This window comes from Streptomyces klenkii (assembly GCF_003626645.1).
Taxonomy (GTDB): Bacteria; Actinomycetota; Actinomycetes; order Streptomycetales; family Streptomycetaceae; genus Streptomyces; species Streptomyces klenkii.
Map to the genome: position 1 here is coordinate 197,700 of NZ_RBAM01000006.1, position 23,713 is coordinate 221,412.

Sequence of the window (23,713 nt, forward strand, 5' to 3'; positions counted from 1 at the left end):
CGGCTCCGCGGCTCATGCGATCCTCAACTTCCGGTCCAGGACCGCGCCGATCTCCGCGAGCGCCTTGCCGTCCATGAGCTCCAGGTGCGCGCAGGGCAGCCGGTGGTCGGTGAGGGTGCCGTCGACGTGCCGGTCCCAGGCCCGTACGACCGGGCCGTCCGCGGGCTGGTCGTGGGACGCGGTGAAGAACTCCACGTCTCCCCGGAACAGCCCGGGGGTGAACTGCCGTTGCAGCCTGGTGTTGCGGGCCGCCGCGTCGAGGATCGCCTCCATCGTCCGGTCGTTCTCGTACGGGCGGTGCTCGTCGCGGGCGGTCAGGAACTCCAGGACCTGGGTGCGGTCCAGCGGGCCGGGGCCGAGTTCCGCCGCGTCGTGGCCGAGCCCCTGGAGCAGCGCCCGGAGCACCTCGGACTCCATGGCGCGGTCGTCGGTCGCGGGCAGCAGGCGGCCGGGGTAGGCGTCGAGCATCGCCAGCAGCGCCACGCGCTCGCCCAGGCGCTGGAGCTCGACCGCCATGGCGTGGGCGGCGACGCCGCCGAACGACCAGCCCATCAGGTGGTACGGGCCGTGGGGCTGGACGGTGCGGATCCGCGTGACGTAGTCGGCGGCCATCTCCTCCAGCGTGGCGCAGTGCGCCCCGGGCTCGCTGATGGCGCGGGCCTGAAGCGCGTACACGGGGTGACGAGGGTCGATGTGCCGGGTCAGCCCCTGGTAGCTCCAGCCGATCCCGACGCCGGGGTGGACGCAGAACAGGGCCGGCCCCTCGCCGAGGGAGCGCAGCGGCAGCAGGGCGCCGAACGCGGTCGCCGTGTCCGTGCCGCTGTGGAGCCGCCGGGCGAGCCCGGCCGGGGTGGGTGACTCGAACAGGCTGCGGATGTCGACCCGTACGCCCAGCTCGGCGCGGACCCGGTGGATCAGCTTGGTGGCCAGCAGCGACTGGCCCCCGAGGTCGAAGAAGTCGTCGTCGACGCCGACGCCGGGCGTGCCGAGGACCTCGGCGAAGATGCGGCAGAGCATCTCTTCCTGCGGGTCGCGGGGGTCGCGGCCGGCGGGACCGCCCTCCGGGCGGGGCCTTTGCGGGTCCCCCACGACCGGCGCGGTCGCGGCTGCCGGGGCGGGCCGCCGGGCGAGCGCCGTGCGCAGTTGCCCGTCCGCGTCCGCCGTCACCTCCGCCACGGGCCGGTCCTGATCGTCCGCCAGCTGTCCGAGGATCACGGCCAGCTCCCGGACCGCCAGCTCGACCGTGCTCCGGTCGAAGACCCCCGGGCGGTAGTCGGCCCGGATCATGATGCGCTCTCCCGGGGTCACGATCAGGGCGAGCGGATAGTGCGCCCCGTCCCGCACATCGGCGTCCACGACCGTGAGCCCCGCCTCCGACAGGTCCAGCGCGGCGGCGTCGAAGGGGTAGTTCTCGAAGGCGAGCACCGTGTCGAAGAGGGTGGGCAGGCCCGTCGCCCGGTGGATGTCTATCAGGGCGAGGTGGTGGTGTTCGGAGAGTTCCGACTGCTGGTCCTGCAGCCGTTGCAGCAACGCGGTCAGCGGCTCGCCCGGCTCCGGTCGCACGCGTACGGGCACGGTGTTGATGAAGAGGCCGGCCATGCCGTCCACGCCCGGGAGGGAGGGCGGGCGGCCGGAGACCGTGGCGCCGAAGACGACGTCGGTGCTCCCCGTCACCCGGCCGAGCAGCAGCGCCCACGCGGCCTGGATCAGCGTGTTCACCGTCAGACCGCGCCGCCGGGCGGCGGCCGTCAGCCGTCCGGTCAGCTCTGCCGGAAGGCGGGTCAGCAGGGTGCCGGCGGGTGCCGGGTCCCGGGCGGCGTCCGCCGTCCCCGCCAGGAGCGTCGGCTGCTTCAGGCCGCTGAGCGCCGCCTTCCAGGCGCGTGTCGCGGCCGGGCGGTCCTGCTCCGCGAGCCAGCCGAGGAACTCCCGGTAGGGGCGTACGGCGGGCAGGCCCGGGTCGCCGTCCGAGCCGCCGTACAGCGCGAAGAGGTCGCCCAGGAGGATCGGCAGGGACCAGCCGTCGAAGAGGATGTGATGGCTCGTCACCAGGAGCCGGTGGCGGCGCTCACCGGTGCGGGTGACGGCGAAGCGCAGCAGCGGCGGGGCCGCCAGGTCGAAGCGCCCGGCCCGGTCGGCGGCCGCGATCCGGCTCAGTCCGGCCTCCCGCTCCGCCGCTCCCGCCCCGCTCAGGTCGGTCTCGGCCCACTCCGGCGCGGCTTCGGCCGGAATCACCTGGACGGTCTCGCCCGACGGGAGCGAGTGGAAGCCGGCCCGCAGCGCCTCGTGGCGGCGCAGCAGCGCCCGAGCGGCCCGCCGCAGGGCGCCGGTGTCCAGGTCCCCGTCGAGGTCGAGGGAGATCTGCACGACGTAGGCGTCGGGCGCCGTGGAGTCGTAGAGGGAGTGGAAGAGCATCCCTTCCTGGAGCGGGGACAGCGGCAGGACGCCGGCGAGCGCCGGGTGTGCGGCCTCGGCGGCCTCGACCTCCTCCTGGGTCAGCCGTACGAGCGGGAAGTCCGCGGGCGTGTGCCCTCCCGCGCCCGGCTGCCCGGCGTGGCGGGCCAGCGCCGCCAAGGCCTGCCGCCAGAGCTGGTCGAGCCGCTGTACCTCTTCCGCCCGGAACAGCCGGTCCGGCCAGGTCCACGTCGTGCTCAGCACGGGTCCTCCGCCGTCCGCGCCTTCGCGCACGAGCGCGTCCACCGCCAGGGGGTGGCTCATCGGAGAGGCGGGGTCACGGCCGGCGCCCAGCGCGTCCGCATCCGTGGCGAGTCCCCATCCGGCCGTGTCGCTGCCGGCGGCCTCCCCCACCCGGCCCAGGTAGTTGAACGCGATCTCGGGACGGGGCAGCCCGCGCAGCTCGCCGCTGGTGCGCGGGTTGAGGTAGCGCAGCAGCCCGTAGCCGACACCCTTGTCCGGCGGCACCCGGAGCTGCTCTTTGACCCGCTTCAGCGCCCGGCCCACGGCGGGCCCCGCGGAACGGATCTCGTCCCATGCGGCGCGCTCCGGGTCCAGTCGTACGGGAAACAGGGTCGTGAACCAGCCCACGGTGCGGGACAGGTCCGTTCCCGGCACGATCTCCTCCCGGCCGTGTCCCTCCAGGTCGATCAGGGTCCCGGTCGCGCCGCCCCGGCCGCGTTCGCGCCGCCATTCGGCGAGTGCCAGGGCGAGGGCCGTGAGCAGGACGTCGCCCGGCGTCGCGTGGAACAGCGGGGCCGCACGCGTCAGCAGCGCGTCGGTCTCCCCCGCCGGCAAGTCCGAGGTCAGCGACCGGGAGGTCAACACGGTGTCGCGCGCCGGGTCCAGCGGTACGCGGGTCAGCGGCTCGCCGGCCGCCGCGCCCGAAGCCATGCCGGTCCACACGGCCAGCTCCGCGGTCCGGTCCGGCTCGGTCGCGGCCTCGCACAACTGCTGTGCCCAGCGGCGGAACGACGTCCGCACGGGGGCGAGTTCGGGCCGCCGCCCGGCCGTGGCCTGTTGCCAGGCGTCCGCGAGGTCCTGGACCAGGATCCGCCATGACACCCCGTCCACGGCGAGGTGGTGGACGAGCAGCAGGAGCCGGCCCGGAGCGCCGGGGCCCGCATCGAACCACACGGCCTGAAGCATGACGCCGTCCGCCGGCCGGAGCCGGTCCCGCGCGGCCGCGGCCTGGCCTGCCACGGCTGCCCTGATGCCGTCCGGGCCGGCTCCCCGCACGTCCACGCGGTGCAGCAGCGTATCGGCGTCGGCCTCGTGGGGAGGGAGCACGTCGAGCGTCCACGAGCCCGTACCGGGTCCGGTGGGGCGGTCGCTGCCGGTGCGCAGCCGGGAGCGCAGCATGTCGTGCCGCTCCATCAGCGCCTGAAGGACCGTGACCAGCAGGTCTCTGGTGGCCTCGCCGGGGCTGCGCAGGAGCACCGACTGGTGGAACCCGTCGACGGGGCCGCCGTGCTCGCGCAGCCAGTGCATGACCGGGGTCAGCGGCACCTCTCCGATGCCGGCGCCCGGCTCCTCGGCGGGCTCGGGGGCGAGTGCCGCCGCCTCGGCGGCGAGCGCCGCCACGGTGCGGCAGCGGAAGACGTCGCGGGCCGAGAACGACAGACCGGCTTCCCGGGCCCGCCCGGCGAGCTGGATCGCCCCGATGCTGTCGCCGCCGAGATCGAAGAACCCGTCGTCCGTGCCGACCCGTTCCAGGCCGAGTATGTCGGCAAACAGTCGGCACAGCGCCGCCTCTTGAGGTGTGCGCGGGCTTCCGGAGGCCGGGGCGGGCCCGGCCGCGGGCGCGGGGAGGCGTGCGGTGTCGAGCTTTCCGTTGGCGGTCAGCGGCACCGCCTCCAGCGGCACCACGGCCGACGGCACCATGTGTTCCGGAAGCACCTCGCGCACGTGCGCCCGCAGCTCCTCCGCAGCGGGTGGGCGGCCGTCCCGGCCGGTCACCCAGGCCACCAGGCGCCCGTGGTGGGCACCCGGCCCCTGATGGACGCGTACGACGGCCTGCCGCACACCGGAGTGCCGCTCCAACGCCGCTTCGATCTCGCCGGGTTCGACCCGGAAGCCGCGGACTTTGAGCTGCTGGTCAGCGCGCCCGGCGAAGGCGAGCTGCCCGTCCTGCCCCCACCGGGCCAGGTCTCCCGTGCGGTACATCCGGGCCCCCGGCGGCCCGAAGGGGCAGGCCACGAACCGTTCCGCGGTCATGCCCGGGTTCCCCAGATAGCCGCGGGCGACTCCCGCGCCCGCGATGTACAGCTCGCCCGTGACACCCGGCGGGACGGGGCGCAGGCGCTCGTCGAGCACATAGGCGCGGGTGTTGTGGACCGGGGCCCCTATGGGCACCGTGGGCGGGCGGTCGTCGCCGTCCCATGTCGCGGAGGTGACCTGGATCGTCGTCTCGGTGGGCCCGTAGAGGTTGACGAGCACGGCCCGCCACCCCGTGGCGACACGGCTGGCGACCGCCGTGGGCAGGGCCTCGCCGCCGGCGAACACCCGGCGCAGCCCGCTCCCGTCGATGCCGTCGGGCAGTGCGGCGAGCAGGGACGGCACGAACTGCGCGACGGTGACGCGGTGGCGGGCCGCGTAGGCCATGAGGGCGGCCGGGTCGCGCACGAGGTCGTCCGGCGCGACGCACAGGGCGGCCCCGGACAGCAGCGGGTGCCAGATCTCCCAGACGGCGGCGTCGAAGCTCACCGCTGTCCTGGCCAGCATCACGTCCCCGCCGTCGAGAGGGTGCTCCCGGGCCAGCCACCGCATCTGGTTGACGACGCCGTCGTGGGTGGCCACGACACCCTTCGGGGTGCCGGTCGAGCCGGAGGTGTAGATGACGTACGCGGGATGGGCTCCCCGCAGGGGCGACGCCCGGTCGGCGTCGGTGAGGTCGGCGTCGGCGTCGGCGAGGTCCGCCCCCTGGCCGTCGTGCTCGTGCTCATGCTCATGCTCACGGAGGAGGTCGGTCGCTTCGCTGAGCACGACCGCGGGCCGGGCCTCGCGCAGCATGAGCCGCACCCGCTCGGCCGGGTACGCCGGGTCGACCGGCAGGTAGGCGGCTCCGGTCTTGAGGACGGCCAGCAGTGCCGTCACCAGTCGGTCGGAGCGCGGCAGCAGCACGGCGACGACGGACTCGGGCCCGGCGCCGCGTGCCAGCAGCCGCCGGGCCAGGCTGTTGGCGCGCGCGTTGAGCTCCCCGTAGCTGAGCCGCCGGTCCTGGAAGATCACGGCGGTGCGGTCGGGGGTGGCCGCCGCCTGTGCCTCGAACAGTTCGGGAAGCGTGGCCTGCCGCATGTCCCGGGCGGTGTCGTTCCACTGCTCCAGCACGGCCTCCCGCTCCCCCGGCAGCAGGGCGTCAATGTCCCCGATCCGGACCCCGTCGTCGGCCGCGACCGCCTCCAGCACCCGCACGAGACGCCGGGCGATCGTCCCGGCCGTACGCCGGTCGAACAGGTCGGTGCTGTATTCGAGGACGGCGGTCACGCCCGCGGGGGCACCCCGTTCGTCGGTGTGCTCCGTGAAGTCGAAGGAAAGGTCGAACTTCGCGGCCGTCACGGAGACCGGCTCGGGACGGACCGAGAGGCCGGGGACGGTCAGCTTCGGCTCGGGGTTGTTCTGGAGGGTGAGCATGGTCTGGAACAGCGGGTGCCACGCCAGTGAGCGCTGCGGGGACACCGCCTCCACCAGCTGCTCGAACGGCAGGTCCTGGTGCGCGTAGTCCTCCAGGACCCGCTCCCGGACACGGTGCAGGAGTTCGTGGAAGGCCGGGTCGCCGGAGGTGTCGGTGCGGAGCACCAGCGTGTTGACGAAGAACCCGACGAGCCGGTCCAGCGCCTCGTCGGTACGGCCCGCGACCGGGCTCCCGACCGGGATGTCCGTGCCCGCCCCGAGCCGGGTGAACAGCGCGGCGAGCCCCGCGTGCAGCGTCATGAAGAAGCTGACGCCGCGCTTGCGGGACAGTTCGTTCAGCCTTCGGTGGAGGTCCGTCCCCAGGACGAACTCGACGGTGTCCCCGGCGGACGAGGCCTCGGCGGGCCGGGGGCGGTCGTACGGCAGGGCCAGCGTCTCCGGCAGACCGGCCAAGGCGGACCGCCAGTAGGCGAGTTGCTCATGAGACAGGCTCCCGGGATCCTCCTCGTCCCCCAGGAGCTCACGCTGCCACAGGGTGTAGTCGGCGTACTGCACCGGCAGCGGATCCCACCCCGGAGCACGGCCACTGATGCGCGCCGCATACGCCTCGGTGAGATCGTCCGCGAGCGGCCCCATGGACCAGCCGTCACCCGCGATGTGGTGGACCAGCAGGAGCAGCACGTGCTCCTGCGGCCCGAGCTCGAACAGCGTGGCGCGGAAGGGGACGTCGCGGGCCAGGTCGAAGGGGCGGGCCGCGGCCGCGGCGAGCCGGTCCGCGAGCGCCGGCTCACCGGTCCGCACCACCTCGATGCCGGTCTCCGCCTCCTCCGTGGCGAGGATGCTCTGCCGCGGCCGGCCGTCAGCGGCGGGGAACACGGTGCGCAGGCTTTCGTGGCGGTCGACGACGTCGCGCAGCGCGGCCCGCAGCGCAGCGGTGTCCAGTTGCCCGGACAGGCGCAGCGCCAGCGGCATGTTGTACGCGGGGGACTGCCCCATCAGCTCGATCAGCGTCCACAGCCGTTGCTGCGGGTACGACAGCGGGATCACCGGTCACCTCCGGGCCTGCGCATCGGTCGCAGCGCGGGCCTGGCTCGTCCGCCGGCCTTCAGCTTCGGGGCGAGTCCTGCGACGGTCGGGGTCTCGAACAGTGCGCGGACGCTCAGCTCGGTGCCGGTGGCGGCGCGGACCTTGTTGATGAACTGGGTCGCGAGGAGGGAGTGGCCTCCGAGGTCGAAGAAGTTGTCGTCGATCGTCACCGACCCGACGCCCAGCGTCTCCGCCACCAGCTCACACAGCACCCGCTCCTGCGAGGTACGTGGCGCCCGCCCCAGCACCGCACCCTCAGCACGAGGAGCCGGAAGCGCCCGCCGGTCCAGTTTCCCGTTCGGCGTCAACGGCAGCTCTTCCAGCACCACCACAGCCGCCGGGACCATGAACTCCGGCAACCCCTCGCCCGCGAACGCCCGCAACTCAGCCGCATCCAATCCACCCGACGCAGCCGTCACGTACGCCGTCAACCGCGGATCACCCGGCCGGTCCTCCCGCACCACCACAGCCACCTGACCCACACCGGCATGCCCCGCCAGCACAGCCTCGACCTCTCCCAGCTCAATACGAAAGCCCCGCACCTTCACCTGATCATCGACGCGCCCCACAAACACCAGCTCACCCGCGCGGTCCCACCGCACCAGATCTCCCGTCCGGTACATCCGCTCACCCGGCCCCCCGAACGGATCCGGCACAAACCGCTCACCCGTCAGCCCCGGACGCCCCACGTACCCGCGCGCCAGTCCGCCGCCTCCGAGGTACAGCTCCCCGGTCACCCCGGGGGCGACCGGACGCAGCGCGGAGTCCAGTACGTAGGCGCGCCGGTTGCGGATGGGGCGGCCGATCGGCGGCGCCTGCTCCACCGGGCCGTCGGTGGACCAGGCGGTGGAGTAGACGGTGGCTTCGGTCGGCCCGTAGATGTTGGCGATGCGGCTGCCCGGGAGGGCCTCGCGTATCGCGGCGGCGACATGCGCGGGGAAGGCCTCTCCCGCCAGGACGACGGTGCCCGCCGCGGGCCCTGCGGCGCTCTTTCCGCCCGCCCCGAACAGCTGCGCCACGGCCGAGGGCACGCCGCTGATGAGCGAACCGTTCCAGGAGCGGTGCGACGGCTCGGTCAGGACGAGCAGATCGCGTACGACCTCGACGGTCCCGCCGGTGCACAGCGGCGCGAACATCTCGAAGACGGAGACGTCGAAGTTGAGCGAGGTGGAGGCCAGTACACGGTCCAGGCGCCGGGGCCCGAACTCCTCCTCGGCCCAGGCGACCAGGTCGGCCGCCGTGCCGTGCTGCACCACCACGCCCTTGGGGGTCCCGGTCGATCCGGAGGTGTAGATGGCGTACGCGGCGGTGCCGGGTGTGACGCGTCCGGCACGGGCCGCGGCCGCTCCGCCGGCGGGCTGTTCCGCGAGCCGGGCGGCCGTGGCCTCGTCGTCGAGTACGACGGTCGCCGCGTCGCACGGAGGAAGCCCTCCGGCGGTGGCGGCGTCGGTCAGGACGACCGCGGGAGCGGCGTCGCGGAGGATGTGGGCGATCCGCCTGGCCGGGTAGCCGGGGTCGAGGGGCAGATAGGCCGCGCCCGCCTTGAGGACGCCGAGCACGGCCACGATCACGTCCGCCGACCTGGGCATGGCGATGGCGACGAAGTCCTCGGGCCCGGCACCGTGGTTCAGCAGGAGGTGGGCGAGCCGTTCGGCGCGGGCGTCGAGCTCCGCGTAGGTCAGGCCGCGGCCCTCGAAGACCACGGCGGTGCGGTCGGGAGTCGCGGCCGCCTGTGCCTCGAACAGCTCGGGAAGCGTGGTCCGCCGCATGTCCCGGGCGGTGTCGTTCCACCGCTCCAGCACGGTCTCCCGCTCCCCCGGCAGCAGGATGTCGATGTCTCCGATCCGGACCTCGTCGTCGGCCGCGACCGCCTCCAGCACCCGCACCAGACGCCGGGCGATCGTCTCGGCGGTCTCCTGGTCGAACAGCTCGGTGCTGTATTCGACGTAGGCGTCGATGCCCTCGGGCGTGCCATCGGCCCCGTAGTGCTCGTCCAGGTTGAACAGCAGGTCGAACTTGGCGATGCCGAGGTCGACGGGGAACATCTCGGCCGTGATCTCCGCCATCCGCAGCGGCGCGGCTTCCGTGTTCTGCAAGACGAGCATCGTCTGGAACAGCGGGTGCCGGGACAGCGATCGCGCCGGGTTCAGGGACTCCACCAGGCGCTCGAACGGCAGGTCCTGGTGGGCGAACGCGTCCAGGTCGGCCTTCCGCACCCGGTCGAGCAGGTCGTGGAAGGCCGGGTTGCCGGAGGTGTCGGTGCGGAGCACCAGTGTGTTGACGAAGAACCCGACGAGCCGGTCCAGCGCCTCGTCGGTGCGGCCCGCGACCGGGCTCCCGACCGGGATGTCCGTGCCCGCCCCGAGCCGGGTGAACAGCGCGGCGAGGGCGGAGTGGGCCACCATGAACAGCGTGGCCCGGCGCCGCTTCGCCACGTCGAGCAGAGCCCGTTGCAGGCCCGGCTCCAGCCGGAAGCGGACCGTGCCGCCCCGGTAGCCGGCCTCGGTGGGCCGGGGGCGGTCGTACGGCAGGGCCAGCGTCTCCGGCAGACCGGCCAAGGCCGCTCGCCAGTAGGCGAGTTGCTCGTGCGCCAGGCTGCCGGGATCCTGCTCGTCCCCCAGGAGCTCCCGCTGCCACAGGGTGTAGTCGGCGTACTGCACCGGCAGCGGATCCCACCCCGGAGCACGACCCGCCATACGCGCCGCATAGGCCTCGGTGAGATCGTCCGCGAGCGGCCCCATCGACCAGCCGTCACCCGCGATGTGGTGCAGCACCACGAGCAGCACGTGCTCGTCGGGCGCCACTGCGAACAACGTGGTGTCGAACGGCAGCCGGTGAGCGAGTGACAGCGGCCGGCGGGCGGTCTCGTTCACCAAAGCGTCCAGATCCGTCCGGGCGGTGGGCACGACGACCGGTTCGACGTCGTACTCCCCCGGCGTCAGGATCCGCTGGCGGGGTTCGCCGTCCGCGCCGTCCTCATACACCGTGCGCAGGCTCTCGTGGCGGTCGACGACGTCGCGCAGCGCGGCCCGCAGCGCAACGGCGTCCAGTTGCCCGGACAGGCGCAGCGCCAGCGGCATGTTGTACGCGGCGCCCGGTTCCTCGAACCGGTCCAGGAACCAGAGCCGCTGCTGGGCGAAGGACAGCGGTACGGCATCGGGGCGCGGCGCCGCGCGCAGTACGGGCCGGTTCGTGCGCCCCGTGTCCAGCCGCTGCGTCAGTTCGGCCACGGTGGGGGCCTCGAAGAGCGTCCGGATGTCCGGGGAGACGCCGAGGGCGGTGCGGATGCGGGCAGCGAGGCGGACCGCGAGGAGGGAGTGGCCGCCGAGGTCGAAGAAGTTGTCGTCGATCGTCACTGTCCCGACGCCCAGCGTCTCCGCCACCAGCCCGCACAGCACCTGCTCCTGCGACGTACGAGGCGCCCGGCCCAGGGCCGCACCCTCAGCACGAGGAGCCGGAAGCGCCCGCCGGTCCAGTTTCCCGTTCGGCGTCAACGGCAGCTCTTCCAGCACCACCACAGCCGCCGGGACCATGAACTCCGGCAACCTCTCGCCCGCGAACGCCCGCAACTCAGCCGGATCCACCTCGCCAGAACCGGCCGTCACGTACGCCGTCAACCGCGGATCACCCGGCCGGTCCTCCCGCACCACCACAGCCACCTGACCCACACCGGCGTGCCCCGCCAGTGCAGCCTCGACTTCTCCCAGCTCAATACGAAAGCCCCGCACCTTCACCTGATCATCGGCGCGCCCCACAAACACCAGCTCACCCGCGCGGTCCCACCGCACCAGGTCCCCCGTCCGGTACATCCGCCCACCAGGGCCCCCGAACGGATCCGGCACAAACCGCTCACCCGTCAACCCCGGACGCCCCGCATACCCGCGCGCCAGCTGTACTCCGGCGAGGTACAGCTCTCCGGTCACCCCGGGGGCGACCGGACGCAGCGCGGAGTCCAGTACGTGGACACGGGTGTTGGAGACCGGCCGGCCGATCGGCACGGACGCGGCTCCGGAGGGAGTGGCGGCCCTGCGGCACGGCCAGTGGGTCACGTCGACCGAGGCTTCGGTCGGCCCGTAGAGGTTGTGGAGTTCCGGGCCGTCGAGCGTCTCGAAGAAGAGCTCCACCAGGTCCGCGGCCAGCGCTTCCCCACTGCTGATGACCCGCCGGAGGCCGGTGCACCCGGAGGCGCCGGGGGCCTGGAGGAAGAGCCGCAGCATGGAGGGGACGAAGTGGGCCGTCGTCACGCGCTCGTCGCGGATGAGCCGCGCCAGGTATCCGGGGTCCTTGTGCCCCTCCGGCCGGGCGACGACGAGGGCGGCGCCGGTGATCAGTGGCCAGAAGAACTCCCATACGGAGACGTCGAAGCCCGCGGGTGTCTTCTGGAGGACCCGGTCGCCGGGCCCCAGCCCGTACTCCGACTGCATCCACAGCAGCCTGTTGACGATTCCCTCGTGCTCGATGACGACGCCCTTCGGGCGTCCCGTCGAGCCGGACGTGTAGATCACGTAGGCGGGGTGGCGGGGCCGGAGCGGTGCGGCGCGGTCGGCGTCCCCGGGCGCGTGTGCCGGCTTCCCGGCCAGCAGGTCCTCGGTGGACGGGGCTCCGAGCACCAGCGACTTGTGGGGGGTGGCGAACGCCGCGGCGGTTTCCTCGGTCGTCAGGACCATCTCCGGTGCCGCGTCCTCCAGCACGTAGCGGATGCGTTCTTGCGGGTGGCCGGGGTCGACGGGGACGTACGAGGCGCCTGCCTTGAGGACGGCGAGCAGCGCCGTCACCAGTTCCGCGGACCGCGGCACGGCCACGGCGACCCGGTCCTCCGGGCCGATGCCGCGGCTCAGCAGGAGGTGGGCGAGCCGGTTGGCCCGGGCGTCGAGCTCCGCGTAGGTCAGGCGGCGGCCCTCGAAGACCACGGCGGTGCGGTCGGGAGTCGCGGCCGCCTGCGCTTCGAACAGGTCGGGAAGCGTGGCTCGTCCGACGGCCCGTACGGCTCCTGTTCCCCGTTCCAGGGCCTCCTGCCGCTCGGCGGGGGTGGTCATGCCGATCCGCCCGAGCGGCCGCTCGTCGTCGGTGGTGAGCGCCTCCAGCACCAGGGCCAGCCGGTCGGCGACGGCCCGGGCGGCCTCCCGGTCGAACAGGTCGGCCCGGTAGTCCAGGTGCAGCGGCATGCGTTCCCCGGCCGGCATCACCGCGAGCCGGAGGGGGTAGTGGGCGGCGTCGCGGATGCGCAGCCCGGCCACGCGCAGGCCGTGGTCTCCCGGCAGTTCGAGCGTGTCGGGCCGGAGCGGGTAGTTCTCGAACACCACGCAGGTGTCGAACAGTTCACTGGTGCCGACGGCGCGGTGGATGTCCGTCAGGCCGAGGTGGTGGTGGGCGATGAGGTCCGTCTGCGCGGTCTGGATCTCGGTCAGCGTGCGAGCGGGGGTGCTGTCCGGCCGCAGCCGGACCCGTACGGGGACGGTGTTGATGAAGCAGCCCACCATGCGTTCCGCGCCGGGCAGTTCGCCGGGGCGGCCGGAGACCGTGGCGCCGAAGACCACGTCGTCCCGTCCGGTCAGCTGTCCCACGACCATCGCCCAGGCCGTCTGCACGATCGTGTTGACGGTGACGCCGTGGCGCCGGGCGGTCCCGGTGAGCGCACGGACCAGCTCGGGCGCCGGTTCGGCGGTGACGCGGTGCGGGAGTTCCCCGGCGGGTTCGGCGCGCGGGGCCACGCGCGTGGGCTCCTCGACCCCGGCGAGCGCCGTGCGCCAGGCGGCCTCCGCGGCCCGGCGGTCCTGCCCGGACAGCCAGGCCGTGTACTCCCGGTGGGCCACGGCGGGTTCGAGGCCCGGGGCTTCGCCGCCGTGGGCGTAGAGCGTGAACAGCTCCTCGAAGAGCACGGGCATCGACCAGCCGTCCACCAGGATGTGGTGGTTGAGCAGCACCAGCCGGTGGTGCAGCGGGCCCAGCCGGATCAGGGTGAAGCGGAGCAGCGGTGGCTTCGCGGGGTCGAACCGCCGTGACCGGGCGGTGTCCAGCAGCCGGTCCGCCGCCGCCTCCCGCTCGTCGGCGGGCAGGCCGGTCAGGTCGGCCTCCTCCCAGGGCAGGCGCACCCGGCCCGGGATCAGCTGAACCGGTTCTCCGCTGTGCCGCTGCCGGAAGCAGGCGCGCAGCGCCGGTTGCCGGTGCACGAGGGCCTCGGCCGCGGTGCGCAGGGCCGCCGGGTCCAGCGGGCCGGTCAGCTCCAGCGCGTATTCGACGGTGTACACATCGGGGGCCCGCTCGTCGTAGAGCGTGTGGAAGAGGAGTCCTTCCTGGAAGGGCGTCAGGGGCAGGATGTCCTCGATGTGCGGCTGCTTCATGCCTGGTTCTCCCACTCCGCCGCGAATTCGGCCTCGAACTCGTCGATCTCGTCCTGGCGCAGACCGGCGAGGCCGAAGTCGGACGCGGTGCGGCCGCCGGCGTCCGGTAGCGCGGCGTGCGCGGTCAGGACGTCCAGGGCGCGCTCCCAGGTGCCGGCGATCCGCCGTACGTCCGCCTCGGGCAGCAGCTCGGACGGCCATGACCAGACCGCGGTGAGCCGTGGCCCTCCGGGTGTGTCCCGGGTGAGTGCGTTGATGCTCAGGACGTGGCGGACGGGGGCGTCCGGGTCGAGGCCCTCGACCAGCTCGCCGGTGCCTGCCAGGGACCAGCCCGCCGCCGTGAGCGCGGGTGGCTCGGCGATCCGGCCGAGGTGGTTGAAGCTGATCGTGGGCGGGGGGAAGGTCGAGAGGGTCTCGGCGGTTTCCGGGTTGAGGTGGCGCAGCAGTCCGTAGCCCACGCCGTTGTCCGGGAGCGAGCGCAACTGCTCCTTGACGTTCTTGATGGCCTGTCCGGCGGCGTGTCCCGCCGCCCACAGCTCGTCCCAGTCAGTGGTGCCCGGGTCGATCCGCGCCGGATACTGGCTGGTCAGCCAGCCGACGGTGCGTGACAGGTCGGTTTCCCCTCCCACCGCTTCCCGGCCGTGGCCCTCGACTTCCACCAGGACGCCCGACGGGCCCGTCCGCGGCGGCCGGGCGCCCCGGGTCCGGTGCCGGTCGGTGAGGGCGATGCCCAGCGCGGTGAGCAGGATGTCCTCGGTCACCGCGCGGAAGGCGGAGGGCACGGAGTCCAGCAGGGGGACGGTCTGTTCCGGGGTCAGCTCTACGGTCAGGGTGCGGAGGGTGCCTGCCGTGTGCCGCTCCGGGTCGAGCGGGGCCGTGCCCAGCGGGGGTTCCGTGGGCCGCAGGATCTCCTGCCACAGCGGCAGCTCCGCCGTGCGGACGGGGTCGTGAGCGGCCTGGTGCAGCAGTCCGGCCCAGGTCCGGTAGGACGTTCCGACGGGCTCGGGGCCGGTGGCGGTGCGGCCGCCGGGATCGGACTCCGCCCGCCAGGCGGCGGCGAGGTCGGACAGCAGGATCTGCCAGGACAGTCCGTCGATCGCCAGGTGGTGCACGACCAGCAGGAGCCGGCCGGGCCTGGTGCGGCCGGCGTCCAGCCACACGGCCTGGAGCATGATCCCCTCCCCCGGGGAGAGCCTGCGCCGTGCTGCCGCCGCCCGGGCCGCGGCGTCGTCCTCGGGGTGCTCGGAGCGCACGACTTCCAGGCACCGGCCGGCCCGCACGGCTCCACGCGCCTGGACGCGTAACTGCCACTCGGGTTCCCGCTCCAGTTTCAGGCGCAGGGCGTCGTGGTGGTCGAGGACCGTCTGGAGCGCGGCGGTGAGGGAGACCTCCGTGAGGGTGGCGGGCACTTCCAGACGGACGGCCTGGTGGAAGCCGTCGACGGGCCCGCCGGCTTCGCGGAGGGCGTGGACGACCGGGGGCAGGGGCACCGGCCCGATGCCCGCGTCGGGGTGCTCCTGGACTCCCGTGCTCCCGGTGCGGGCCACCGCGGCGAGCTCGGCCACGGTCCGGTGCCGGAAGACGTCGCGCGGGGTGAGGACGAGGCCTTCGCGGCGGGCCCGGTTGACCAGCTGGACCGAGGAGATGCTGTTGCCCCCGAGGTCGAAGAAGCTGTCGTCGATGCCCACCGACGGGATCCCGAGCACCTGCTGGAAGAGGCCGCACAGCAGCCGCTCGCGCGGGTTGCGCGCGGGGCGGCCGCCGGCGGTGGCGCCGAAGTCCGGGGCGGGCAGGGCCTTCCGGTCGATCTTGCCGTTGGGTGTGAGGGGAAGCGTGTCCAGGGCGGTGAGGACGGCCGGGACCATGGCCTCGGGCAGTTCCGCGGCCAGCGCGGCGCGCAGCCCGGCCGGGTCCGCGGGGCCGGTCACGTACCCCACCAGGGCCGGCGTGCCGCCGGGCCCGTCGACGACGGACACGGTGGCTGCGCGCACTCCGGGGAGTGCGCGGAGGGCGGACTCCACCTCGCCGAGTTCGATGCGCTGTCCCCGTATCTTGACCTGGTGGTCGGTGCGGCCGAGGAACTCCAGGCTGCCGTCCGGGCGGTGGCGCGCCCGGTCACCGGTCCGGTAGAGCCGGGCCCCGGGGAGGCCGGCGAAGGGGTCGGGCACGAAGGCGACGGCGGTGCGTACGGGGTCGTGGACGTAGCCCCGGCCGACGCCGGTCCCGCCGACGTACAGCTCGCCCGCCGTGCCGGGTGGCACGGGCTGGAGACCCGCGTCGAGGACGTAGAGCCGGGTGTTGCGGACGGGGTGGCCGATGCTCACCGTGGGCTCGCCCTCGGGCGGCGGGACGGTGATGATCGCGTGGGTCACGTCGTCCGAGCACTCGGTGGGGCCGTAGGCGTTGACCAGCGGAATGTGCGGGAACAGGGCGAACCAGCGGGAGCACAGCTCCGGCGGCAGGTCCTCGCCCGTGACCACGAGCCGGCGGAGCCCGTCCGGGCGCGGCACGGCCGACGGGCCGGCCTCCCAGGTGTCGAGCGCCGCGCGCAGCAGCGAAGGGACGACTTCGAGGATGGTGATGCGCTCGTCGGCGGCGAGGCCGAAGAGCCGCTCCGGATCCGCGGCGCACTCGTCGTCGACGACCCGCACGCGCCCGCCCGTCAGGAGTGGGGTGAGCATCTGCCAGATGGAGATGTCGAAGGTGAGCGGGGCGTTCTGTACGACGGAGTCGGCCTCGGTCAGGTTCAGGTCCTCGGCCTTGGCCAGCAGGTGGTTGACCATGCCGCGGCGGTGCACCATGGCCCCCTTGGGGCGCCCGGTCGAGCCGGAGGTGAACAGGACGTAGCCCAGGTCCTCCGGGTTCCCCATGGCGGGGGCTAAGTCGTGCGGCGGGTCGGCGGTGTCGTCGCAGGCGACGACGGCGGGCGGTTCCGCGCCTGAGGCCGCGAGCTCGACGGCCAGTTCGCCGGCCTGCGTCAGGTGGGCGCGGTCGGTGAGCAGGAGCGTGGCACGGCTGCCGGCGAGGGCCGCGGCCGCGCGCCGCGGCACCGCGGGGTCGAGCGGCAGGAAGGCGGCGCCGCTGCCCAGGACGCCGAGGACGCCGGTCACGGCATCGGCTCCCCGGTCCGCCAGGATCGCGACCAGGGAGCCGCGTCCGGCGCCCGCCCCGGTCAGCCGGCGGGAGAGGGCGCTCGCGCGGCCGGCGAGTGCCGCGTAGGTCAAGGTGGTGCGGCCGTCGGTGACGGCGACGGCCCCAGGGGTGGCCGCGGCCTGCCGGCGCACCTGTTCCACGACGCACTGGACGCCGTTGTCGCGCGCGGTGTCGTTCCAGCCGCTGAGCACGCGGCGGCGCTCTTCGGGCGACGTGAGTCCCGTACGGCCCAAGGGGCGCTGCGGATCAGCGGCGGCTTCGGCGAGGAAGCGTACGAAGCGTGCGCGATGGCCGTGCAGGGCTTCGGCGGAGTACCGGTTCTCGACCGCGTCGGCGTCGACGCGCATGCTGCGCGCGGCCGTCGCCCCGTACACCGCGAACGCCAGGTCCTCGACCGGCCCGTTGAGCAGGTTGTGGACGACGGCGGGATGCTCTCCGAAGGCGAGGTCCAGCTCGAACGGCATGACGTTGACCTCAAGTCCGGCCCACCGGCCCGTGACCCCGGCCTCTTCGAGTTCGCGCCGCAGCCAGGCGGAGCGGTAGCGCTGGTGCCGCAGCACCTCGCGGACTTCGCGCGAGGTCTGCTCGATCAGGTCGCCGAACCCGAGCCCGGGCCGTACGCGAAGGCGCAGCGGGAGCACATCGGACTGGGTGCAGGGCAGGCGGCGCAGGGCGGGGGTGGCGCGGCCCGTGACGGCGAGGCCGAGCACGAGGTCCTGCTCGCCTGTCATACGGTGCAGGAATCCGGCGGCTCCGGCGATGACGGCCGCCGACCACGTGGTACGGGCCGTGCGGGCGACGGTGCGCAGCCGCCCGGCGAGGTCCGGGCCGAGGGAACCGGTACTGCGGACGATGCCGTCGCCGGGATCCGCCGGCGGCCGCTCCGCCAGGCTCGCGATACCGGGCAGGCCGGCGCAGCGCTGCCGCCAGAAGTCCCGGTCCTTGCTGTACTGCGATGACTCCAGGTAGGCGGTCTCGGCCGCCACGGCGTCGGTCAGGGGTGCGAAGGTGTTCGCCGGGTGCGCCGATCCGGCGGCGAGGGCCGTGTAGTTCTCGGCGGAGCGGGCCGCGAAGAGGGCGGCACCGTATCCGTCGAGGGCCAGGTGGTGGCAGCGGTGGTACCAGAAGTACAGGCCGGGTCCGGCGGCGAAGAGGATCGTGCGGAAGAGCGGGGCGTGCGTCAGCTCGACCGGCCGGCGCAGCTCGTCGCGCATCCGTGCCTCGGCTTCGGCCCGGGGATCGTCCGCGGAGCTGACGTCGAGGACCGGGAAGTCCCAGTCGGCGAGCGGTTCGATCACCAGCCGCGGATCGGCGGCGTCGCCTCCGGCCCGTACGCGCAGGGACTCGATGTCGGCTACGGTGCGGCGCACCGCCGCGCGGAGGGTGGGGATGTCGACCGGGCCCCTGATCTCGATGTACTGCGCGACGCAGTAGGTCCAGTTGCCGGGGTCCATCTGCTGTGCGAACCACATGTCGGACTGGGCCGTCGACATCGGCAGGCCCGTGGCTGAGTGCTGCGGCATGCCCGTCAGCCCTCGGCCGTGTCGCTCATGGCCGCGGCCAGGCTCGCGGGGCGCATGTCGGTCCAGTTCCGCTCGATGTGCTCAAGGCAGGCCGCGCGGGTGTTCTCACCGAATACCGGGCGCCAGCCGGAGGGCACTTCCAGAAATGCCGGCCACAGGGCGTACTGTCCTTCGCCGTTCACCACGGCAAAGAATGTCCCCGCGTCGTCGTCGAACGGATTGGGCATCGCAATCCTTCCCGGAGGTAAATACATCGCAAGCGGCAGGCGGAATTCCGGGGCGCGCCGGCAAAGGGTTACCTGCGACTATCAAGAGATGGGGCTCTCCGCGCGGCACGGATCAGGCCGGCTCACCCCGCAAACACAGCAACCCCCGTTGCATCCCCGTGCTGAGTTTCAGATGCCCGGAACGCTGGCACGGCGGATCTGACGCTGTCAAGCGACTGACGAGTTAGGGTTTCTGTAAGTGATCTCCGGACGGCCCCGGATGCCGGCTCAGTACCTTCTTCCTCAAGTTGGCTCAGAATTCCTTGAGAGCGGAGCCGAAACGTGTTTAGGATCGAGCAAAAGCCCACGGGGTATTGGTGTCACCACACTCGTAAACGAAAGGGAATACTCCGCTCCGACCATGCGGCGGTTTCCCTCGGCAGATCAACTCTCATGTGCGACATGTGCGACTTTGCGATACGACGCGTCAGCAATCGGGGGACAGGGTGAAGGTTGACCAGCCACTGCTTGAGCGCATACGCGGAATCGGGGATTCACTCCCTGAGACGCCCGTGGTCCGGCTACGCCACCCGCACCTGGACCTGTTCGCCAAGCTGGAGTTCTGCAACCCCGGTGGCAGCTCCAAAGACCGCTCCGCGTACTGGATTCTCCGCCGGGCCGTCGAGCGCGGTGACGTTCGCGAAGGAACGGCCGTCGCCGAGTCGTCCTCCGGCAATTTCGCCCTGTCGATGGCGTCGTTCTGCCGGCTGCTCGGCCTGACCTTCATCCCCGTCATCGACCCCAACGTCAACGCGGCCACCGAGAGACAGCTGCGGCTGCTGTGCGACCGGGTGGAGAAGGTCGCCGAAGCGGACGCCACCGGCGGCTACCTCAAGGCCCGTCTCGCACGCATCCAGGAACTGCGCGCGGACATCCCGCCCCTGTACTGGCCCAACCAGTACGCCAATACCGACGCGGTGTACGCCCACGAGCACGCCACCGGCGCCGAGTTGTGCCGCGTCCTGCCCGCGCTCGACTACGTCTTCGTCGGCGTCAGCACCGCGGGCACCATCGCCGGGCTCTCCACCCGGGTCAAGCAGGAGTTCCCCGGCGCCCGGGTGGTCGCGGTCGACTCCGAAGGCTCGGCGATCTTCGGCAGCCCCTCGCGGCCACGGCGCATCCCCGGTCTCGGTTCGAGCCTCGTCCCGCCCCTGCTGAGCAAGGCGCTCATCGACGACGTCGTGATCGTGCCCGAGGCGGAGGCGGCGGAGGGCTGCCGCAGGTTACTGAGCCGGCACGGCATCTTCGCGGGCGGTTCGACCGGCAGCGTCTACGCCGCCATCTCCCGCTATTTCACCGGCAGGGAGACAGCAGGCCGCCCGGCGGTGGCATTCCTGTGCGCGGACCGGGGCGGGGCCTACTCCGACACGCTCTACGACCCCGCTTGGGTCCACCACGTCCTGAACGCGGACAGCGTCCTTCCCCCGGTGGGAACCGAGGTCACAGCCGGCTGAGTCCGGCACTTTCTCCACACGCTCCCGGGCCTCCCGCGCCGCAGCGCCTGAAGTCACCGCGCCCCACTGGAGGACACGCCCATGACCGACCAGCCGCCGCCACCCATGACGTTCATCACCGCATCGCAGGTGGCCGAGCAGATCGAAGGACACCGCCCCGAGTGCGCGGACGTGGTGCGCCGCGCCTATCTCGCGCACGACGCCGGAGACTCGTCCAACCCGCACAGCAGCTTCCTGCGCTTCCCGGACGAACCCCGCAACCGGATCATCGCCCTGCCCGCCCGCCTCGGCGGAGAGTTCGGCCTCTCCGGCATCAAGTGGATCGCCAGCTACCCGGAGAACACCCGGCGCGGCATCCCCCGGGCCTCGGCCGTCCTGATCCTCAACGACGCCGCCACCGGGTTCCCGTACGTCTGCATGGAGGCGTCCCTGATCTCCGCCACCCGGACCGCCGCCTCCGCAGTCGTCGCCGCGGAGGCGCTGCTCGGAGGCCGCTCCGCACAACGCGTCGGATTCGTCGGCACCGGTCTGATCGCCGGGCACGTGCGGCGCTTCCTGCGCGACCTGGGCTGGCGGATCGGCGGCTACCGCCTCTTCGACCTCGATGCCGGCGCGGCCGGCCGGTTCGCGAGGGACCTGGCGGACGACGGGGCCGTCGACGTCCGGGTCACCGACGGCGTCCGGGGCGCGTTCGCCGGCTGCGACCTGGTCGTCCTCGCCACCGTGGCCGGGGAGCCGCACCTGCACGACCCCGCCCTCCTCGCCCACGCCCCTGTGGTGCTCCACCTCTCGCTGCGGGACCTCGCGCCCGGACTGATCCTGCGCAGCCAGAACCTGACCGACGACCCCGGCCACGCGGTGCGGGAACGCACCTCGCTGCACCTCGCCGCGGAGCAGGCAGGACACCGGGAGTTCCTCCACGGCACCGTCGCCGGCCTCCTCCGCGGCCGCGCCCGGCGGGACGCCGGGCGAGCGAGCGTCTTCTCACCGTTCGGCCTCGGCATCCTGGACCTGGCGGTGGGCGGCTGGGTGCACGACCGTCTCGCCGCCGCGGGCGGCAGCCGGCCGGTGGCGGGCTTCTTCCCCGCCCCGGCGCAGTCGGGCGCAGCAGCATGGTGACGGGGCGGCGAACCGGCGCACCGGGCGCCGCGATCATGGGCATCGGCGCGTACCGGCCGCGCCGCGTCGTCGGCAACGACGAGGTCGCCGCGAGGACCGGGCGGACGGCCGGGTGGATACGGCGGCGTACCGGCATCGTCGAACGCCGGTACGCCGACCCCGAGGAGACCGTGGTCAGCATGGCGGTGGAAGCGGCCAGGAAGGCCCTGGCCGACGCCGGCATCGCACCGGGCAGGCTGTCCACCGTCCTGCTCGCCTCCATGTCCAACATGCGGCAGAGCCCCGGCGGCGCACCCGAGGTCGCGCACCGGCTCGGCAGCGGCGCGGCGGCCGCCGACCTCAACGCCGCCTGTGCAGGGTTCTGTTACGGGCTCACGCTGGCCGCCGCGCTGATCCGGGACGGGTCCGCCGAGTACGTGCTGCTGGTCGGCTCGGACAAGATGACCGACATCGTCGACCCGGCCGACGCCTCGGCCGCCTTCCTGTTCGCCGACGGGGCGGGAGCCGTGGTGCTCGGCCCCGCCGAAGAACCGGGGATCGGCCCGGCCGCCTGGGGATCCGACGGCAGTGGCAAGGACCTCATCGCGCACTCCGCCACCTGGCTCGGCTACCGGGACGACCCCGGATCCGGCTGGCCCACGATGCGCATGGCCGGCCCGGAGGTGTTCCGCTGGGCCGTCCAGGAGATGCCCGGGGTCGCGCGCCGGGCGGTGGCGGACGCGGGCCTCACCCTGGACGACCTCGACGTCTTCGTCCCGCACCAGGCCAACCTGCGGATCGTCGAGACCCTGGCCCAGCGGCTGGAGCTGCCGCCGCACGTCACGGTGGCACGCGACGTGCGGTACGCGGGCAACACCTCCGCCGCCTCCATCCCCCTGGCCATCGCCCGGCTCCGCGAGCTGGGCACCGTGAGCAGCGGGAGCCTCGCGCTGCTCCTCGGATTCGGCGCGGGGCTGTCCTGGGCGGCCCAGGTCGTACGGCTGCCCTGAACCATGACCCTTCGACATCTGAACCGTGACCGTTCGCAACCGGAACCACGACTGTTCGCAACCTGAACCATGACTGTTCGAAAGGTGCACCCCTGCATGTCCTCCCCGACTCCCCTGCTCTGCCTGCCCTTCGCCGGGGCGGGAGCGAGCTTCTTCCGCCCCTGGCGGGACCTCGCGGTCCCGGGTGTCCAGGTGCTGCCGGTGCAGTTGCCGGGCCGTGAACGCCGCATCGCGGAGCCTGCCCACCACGATGTGCACGAGGCGGCCGACAGCCTCCTGCCCGAGGTGCTCACGGCGGTCTCCGGTGCGGGCGAGGTCGCCCTGTTCGGCCACAGTCTCGGCGCGGTGGTGGCGTACGAACTGACGCGCCGGCTACAGGCGGACGGCACCGCGCGCGTGGCGCGGCTGTTCGTCAGCGGCAGCCCCGGCCCCTGGGCCCCGCGCGGGCAGCGCGCCACGGGCCTCGACGACGAGGCGTTCCTGGCGCGGGTAAAGGAGTTCGCGGGCTACCGGCACGAAGCCTTCGACGACCCGGAGATGCGCGCCCTGCTGCTGCCCACGCTGCGCTCGGACGTGGAGATGCACGAGAGCTACCGGCCGCGCGGCGAGGAGCCGGTCGCCGTACCGGTCACCTCGGTCCGGGGGCGGGACGACGCGCTGGTCTCGGCCGCCGACGCCGCCCAGTGGCGCGGCGCCACGAGCCTCGGCTTCGCCACGGCCGAACTGCCCGGTGGCCACATGTACCTCACCGAGAGCGCCCGTCCCCTGCTGGAGCTGATAGCCCGCTCACTGAACGGAACGGCCGTATGCGGCTGACCGGCCGGACGGCCCTGATCACGGGGGCGGCACGGGGCCTCGGCCGGGCCTGTGCCCTCCGCTTCGCCGAAGAGGGCGCGGACCTGGTGCTCTTCGACCTCGGGGAGCATCTCGACGAGGTGCCCTACGCCCTCGGCACCCCCGAACAGCTTGAGCACACCGCCGGGCTGTGCCGCAAGAGCGGCGCCGGCGTCCTGACCGCCACCGGCGACGTGCGCGACCCCGACACCGTCGCACGGGCCGTGGAGGCGGCCACCGACCGCTTCGGCCGCATCGACGTACTGGTCAACAACGCGGGGATCGCGGCTCCGTCGGGCAAGGACCTGCACCTCGTCGAAGAGCGCGAGTGGTCGGTGATGCTCGACGTCAACCTCTCCGGCGCGTGGCGGATGACCAAGGCGGTGGTGCCGGGCATGCTCGCACGGCGATCCGGGTCCGTGGTCAACATCGCCTCCACCGCGGGCCTGGTCGGCTACCGGCACTTCGCCGGGTACGTGGCGTCCAAGCACGGGCTGATCGGCCTGACCCGGGCGGCGGCGCTCGACTACGCGCCCCTGAAGGTCCGGGTCAACGCCGTGTGCCCCGGCTCCGTGCGGGACGACCCGCTGGTCGACGGGCGGATGCTGGGCGAGATCGCCCGCTCGCTCGACGTACCGGTGCACGAGCACGAAGAGACCTTCGTGCAGCGCCAGCCGTCCAACGAACTCGTCGAGCCGGACGACGTCGCGGCCGCCGCGCTCTGGCTGGCGAGCGACGAGTCCCGGCGGGTGACCGGGTCAGTGATCACCGTGGACGGCGGCTTCACCGTCTGGTAGCCACGGCCCCGCGCCCGAGCCCCGGTCCGCACCTGAGTCCCAGTCCGAGTCCGAGTCCGCAGATTCG

Annotated in this window: 9 protein-coding genes; 5 read left to right on the forward strand and 4 right to left on the reverse strand. The window is 73.2% G+C overall.

The window, feature by feature from the left end; translation table 11 throughout:
* Positions 1-12: 12 nt before the first annotated feature.
* The 4 genes from D7231_RS37560 to D7231_RS16560 are packed head-to-tail and all read right to left on the reverse strand — an operon-like array spanning position 13 to position 18,414.
* A complete protein-coding gene (locus D7231_RS37560) occupies positions 13-7,131 on the reverse strand; it encodes a non-ribosomal peptide synthetase (RefSeq protein ID WP_120756222.1) in 7,119 nt (2,372 codons plus the stop codon).
* Positions 7,128-13,511, reverse strand: a complete 6,384-nt coding sequence (locus tag D7231_RS37565; RefSeq protein ID WP_158673772.1) for a non-ribosomal peptide synthetase — start codon at positions 13,509-13,511, stop codon at positions 7,128-7,130. Before D7231_RS37565 ends, D7231_RS37560 begins: the two co-directional genes overlap by 4 nt.
* A complete protein-coding gene (locus tag D7231_RS16555) occupies positions 13,508-18,187 on the reverse strand; it encodes a non-ribosomal peptide synthetase (RefSeq protein ID WP_120756224.1) in 4,680 nt (1,559 codons plus the stop codon). Before D7231_RS16555 ends, D7231_RS37565 begins: the two co-directional genes overlap by 4 nt.
* A gap of 5 nt (positions 18,188-18,192) precedes the next feature.
* Positions 18,193-18,414, reverse strand: coding sequence for an MbtH family protein (locus D7231_RS16560; protein ID WP_120756225.1), 222 nt, complete (start codon positions 18,412-18,414; stop codon positions 18,193-18,195).
* A gap of 485 nt (positions 18,415-18,899) precedes the next feature.
* Here D7231_RS16560 and sbnA point away from each other — a divergent pair, with 485 nt between their 5' ends.
* The 5 genes from sbnA (at position 18,900) to D7231_RS16585 (ending at position 23,646) form a co-directional block, all read left to right on the forward strand.
* Complete coding sequence (gene sbnA / locus D7231_RS16565; protein WP_120756226.1) at positions 18,900-19,907, forward strand: 2,3-diaminopropionate biosynthesis protein SbnA; 1,008 nt, start codon at positions 18,900-18,902, stop codon at positions 19,905-19,907.
* Between the two features lie 81 nt (positions 19,908-19,988).
* Positions 19,989-21,026: a 2,3-diaminopropionate biosynthesis protein SbnB gene (gene sbnB / locus D7231_RS16570; RefSeq protein WP_120756227.1), complete on the forward strand. Its 1,038-nt coding sequence runs from the start codon at positions 19,989-19,991 to the stop codon at positions 21,024-21,026.
* Positions 21,020-22,015, forward strand: a complete 996-nt coding sequence (locus D7231_RS16575; protein WP_120756228.1) for a beta-ketoacyl-ACP synthase 3 — start codon at positions 21,020-21,022, stop codon at positions 22,013-22,015. Before sbnB ends, D7231_RS16575 begins: the two co-directional genes overlap by 7 nt.
* 96 nt (positions 22,016-22,111) lie before the next feature.
* A complete protein-coding gene (locus D7231_RS16580) occupies positions 22,112-22,831 on the forward strand; it encodes a thioesterase II family protein (RefSeq protein WP_120756229.1) in 720 nt (239 codons plus the stop codon).
* On the forward strand, positions 22,822-23,646 hold the full coding sequence (locus D7231_RS16585; protein ID WP_120756230.1) for a mycofactocin-coupled SDR family oxidoreductase: 825 nt from the start codon (positions 22,822-22,824) through the stop codon (positions 23,644-23,646). Before D7231_RS16580 ends, D7231_RS16585 begins: the two co-directional genes overlap by 10 nt.
* The last annotated feature ends 67 nt before the right edge of the window (positions 23,647-23,713 follow it).

Coding starts and splice junctions, on each gene's coding strand:
- D7231_RS16585 (WP_120756230.1), top strand. CDS start 22,822: ATGCGGCTGACCGGCCGGACGGCCCTGATCACGGGGGCGGCACGGGGC.
- sbnB (WP_120756227.1), top strand. CDS start 19,989: ATGACCGACCAGCCGCCGCCACCCATGACGTTCATCACCGCATCGCAG.
- D7231_RS37565 (WP_158673772.1), bottom strand. CDS start 13,511: ATGAAGCAGCCGCACATCGAGGACATCCTGCCCCTGACGCCCTTCCAG.
- D7231_RS16580 (WP_120756229.1), top strand. CDS start 22,112: ATGTCCTCCCCGACTCCCCTGCTCTGCCTGCCCTTCGCCGGGGCGGGA.
- D7231_RS16575 (WP_120756228.1), top strand. CDS start 21,020: ATGGTGACGGGGCGGCGAACCGGCGCACCGGGCGCCGCGATCATGGGC.
- D7231_RS16555 (WP_120756224.1), bottom strand. CDS start 18,187: ATGCCGCAGCACTCAGCCACGGGCCTGCCGATGTCGACGGCCCAGTCC.
- D7231_RS16560 (WP_120756225.1), bottom strand. CDS start 18,414: ATGCCCAATCCGTTCGACGACGACGCGGGGACATTCTTTGCCGTGGTG.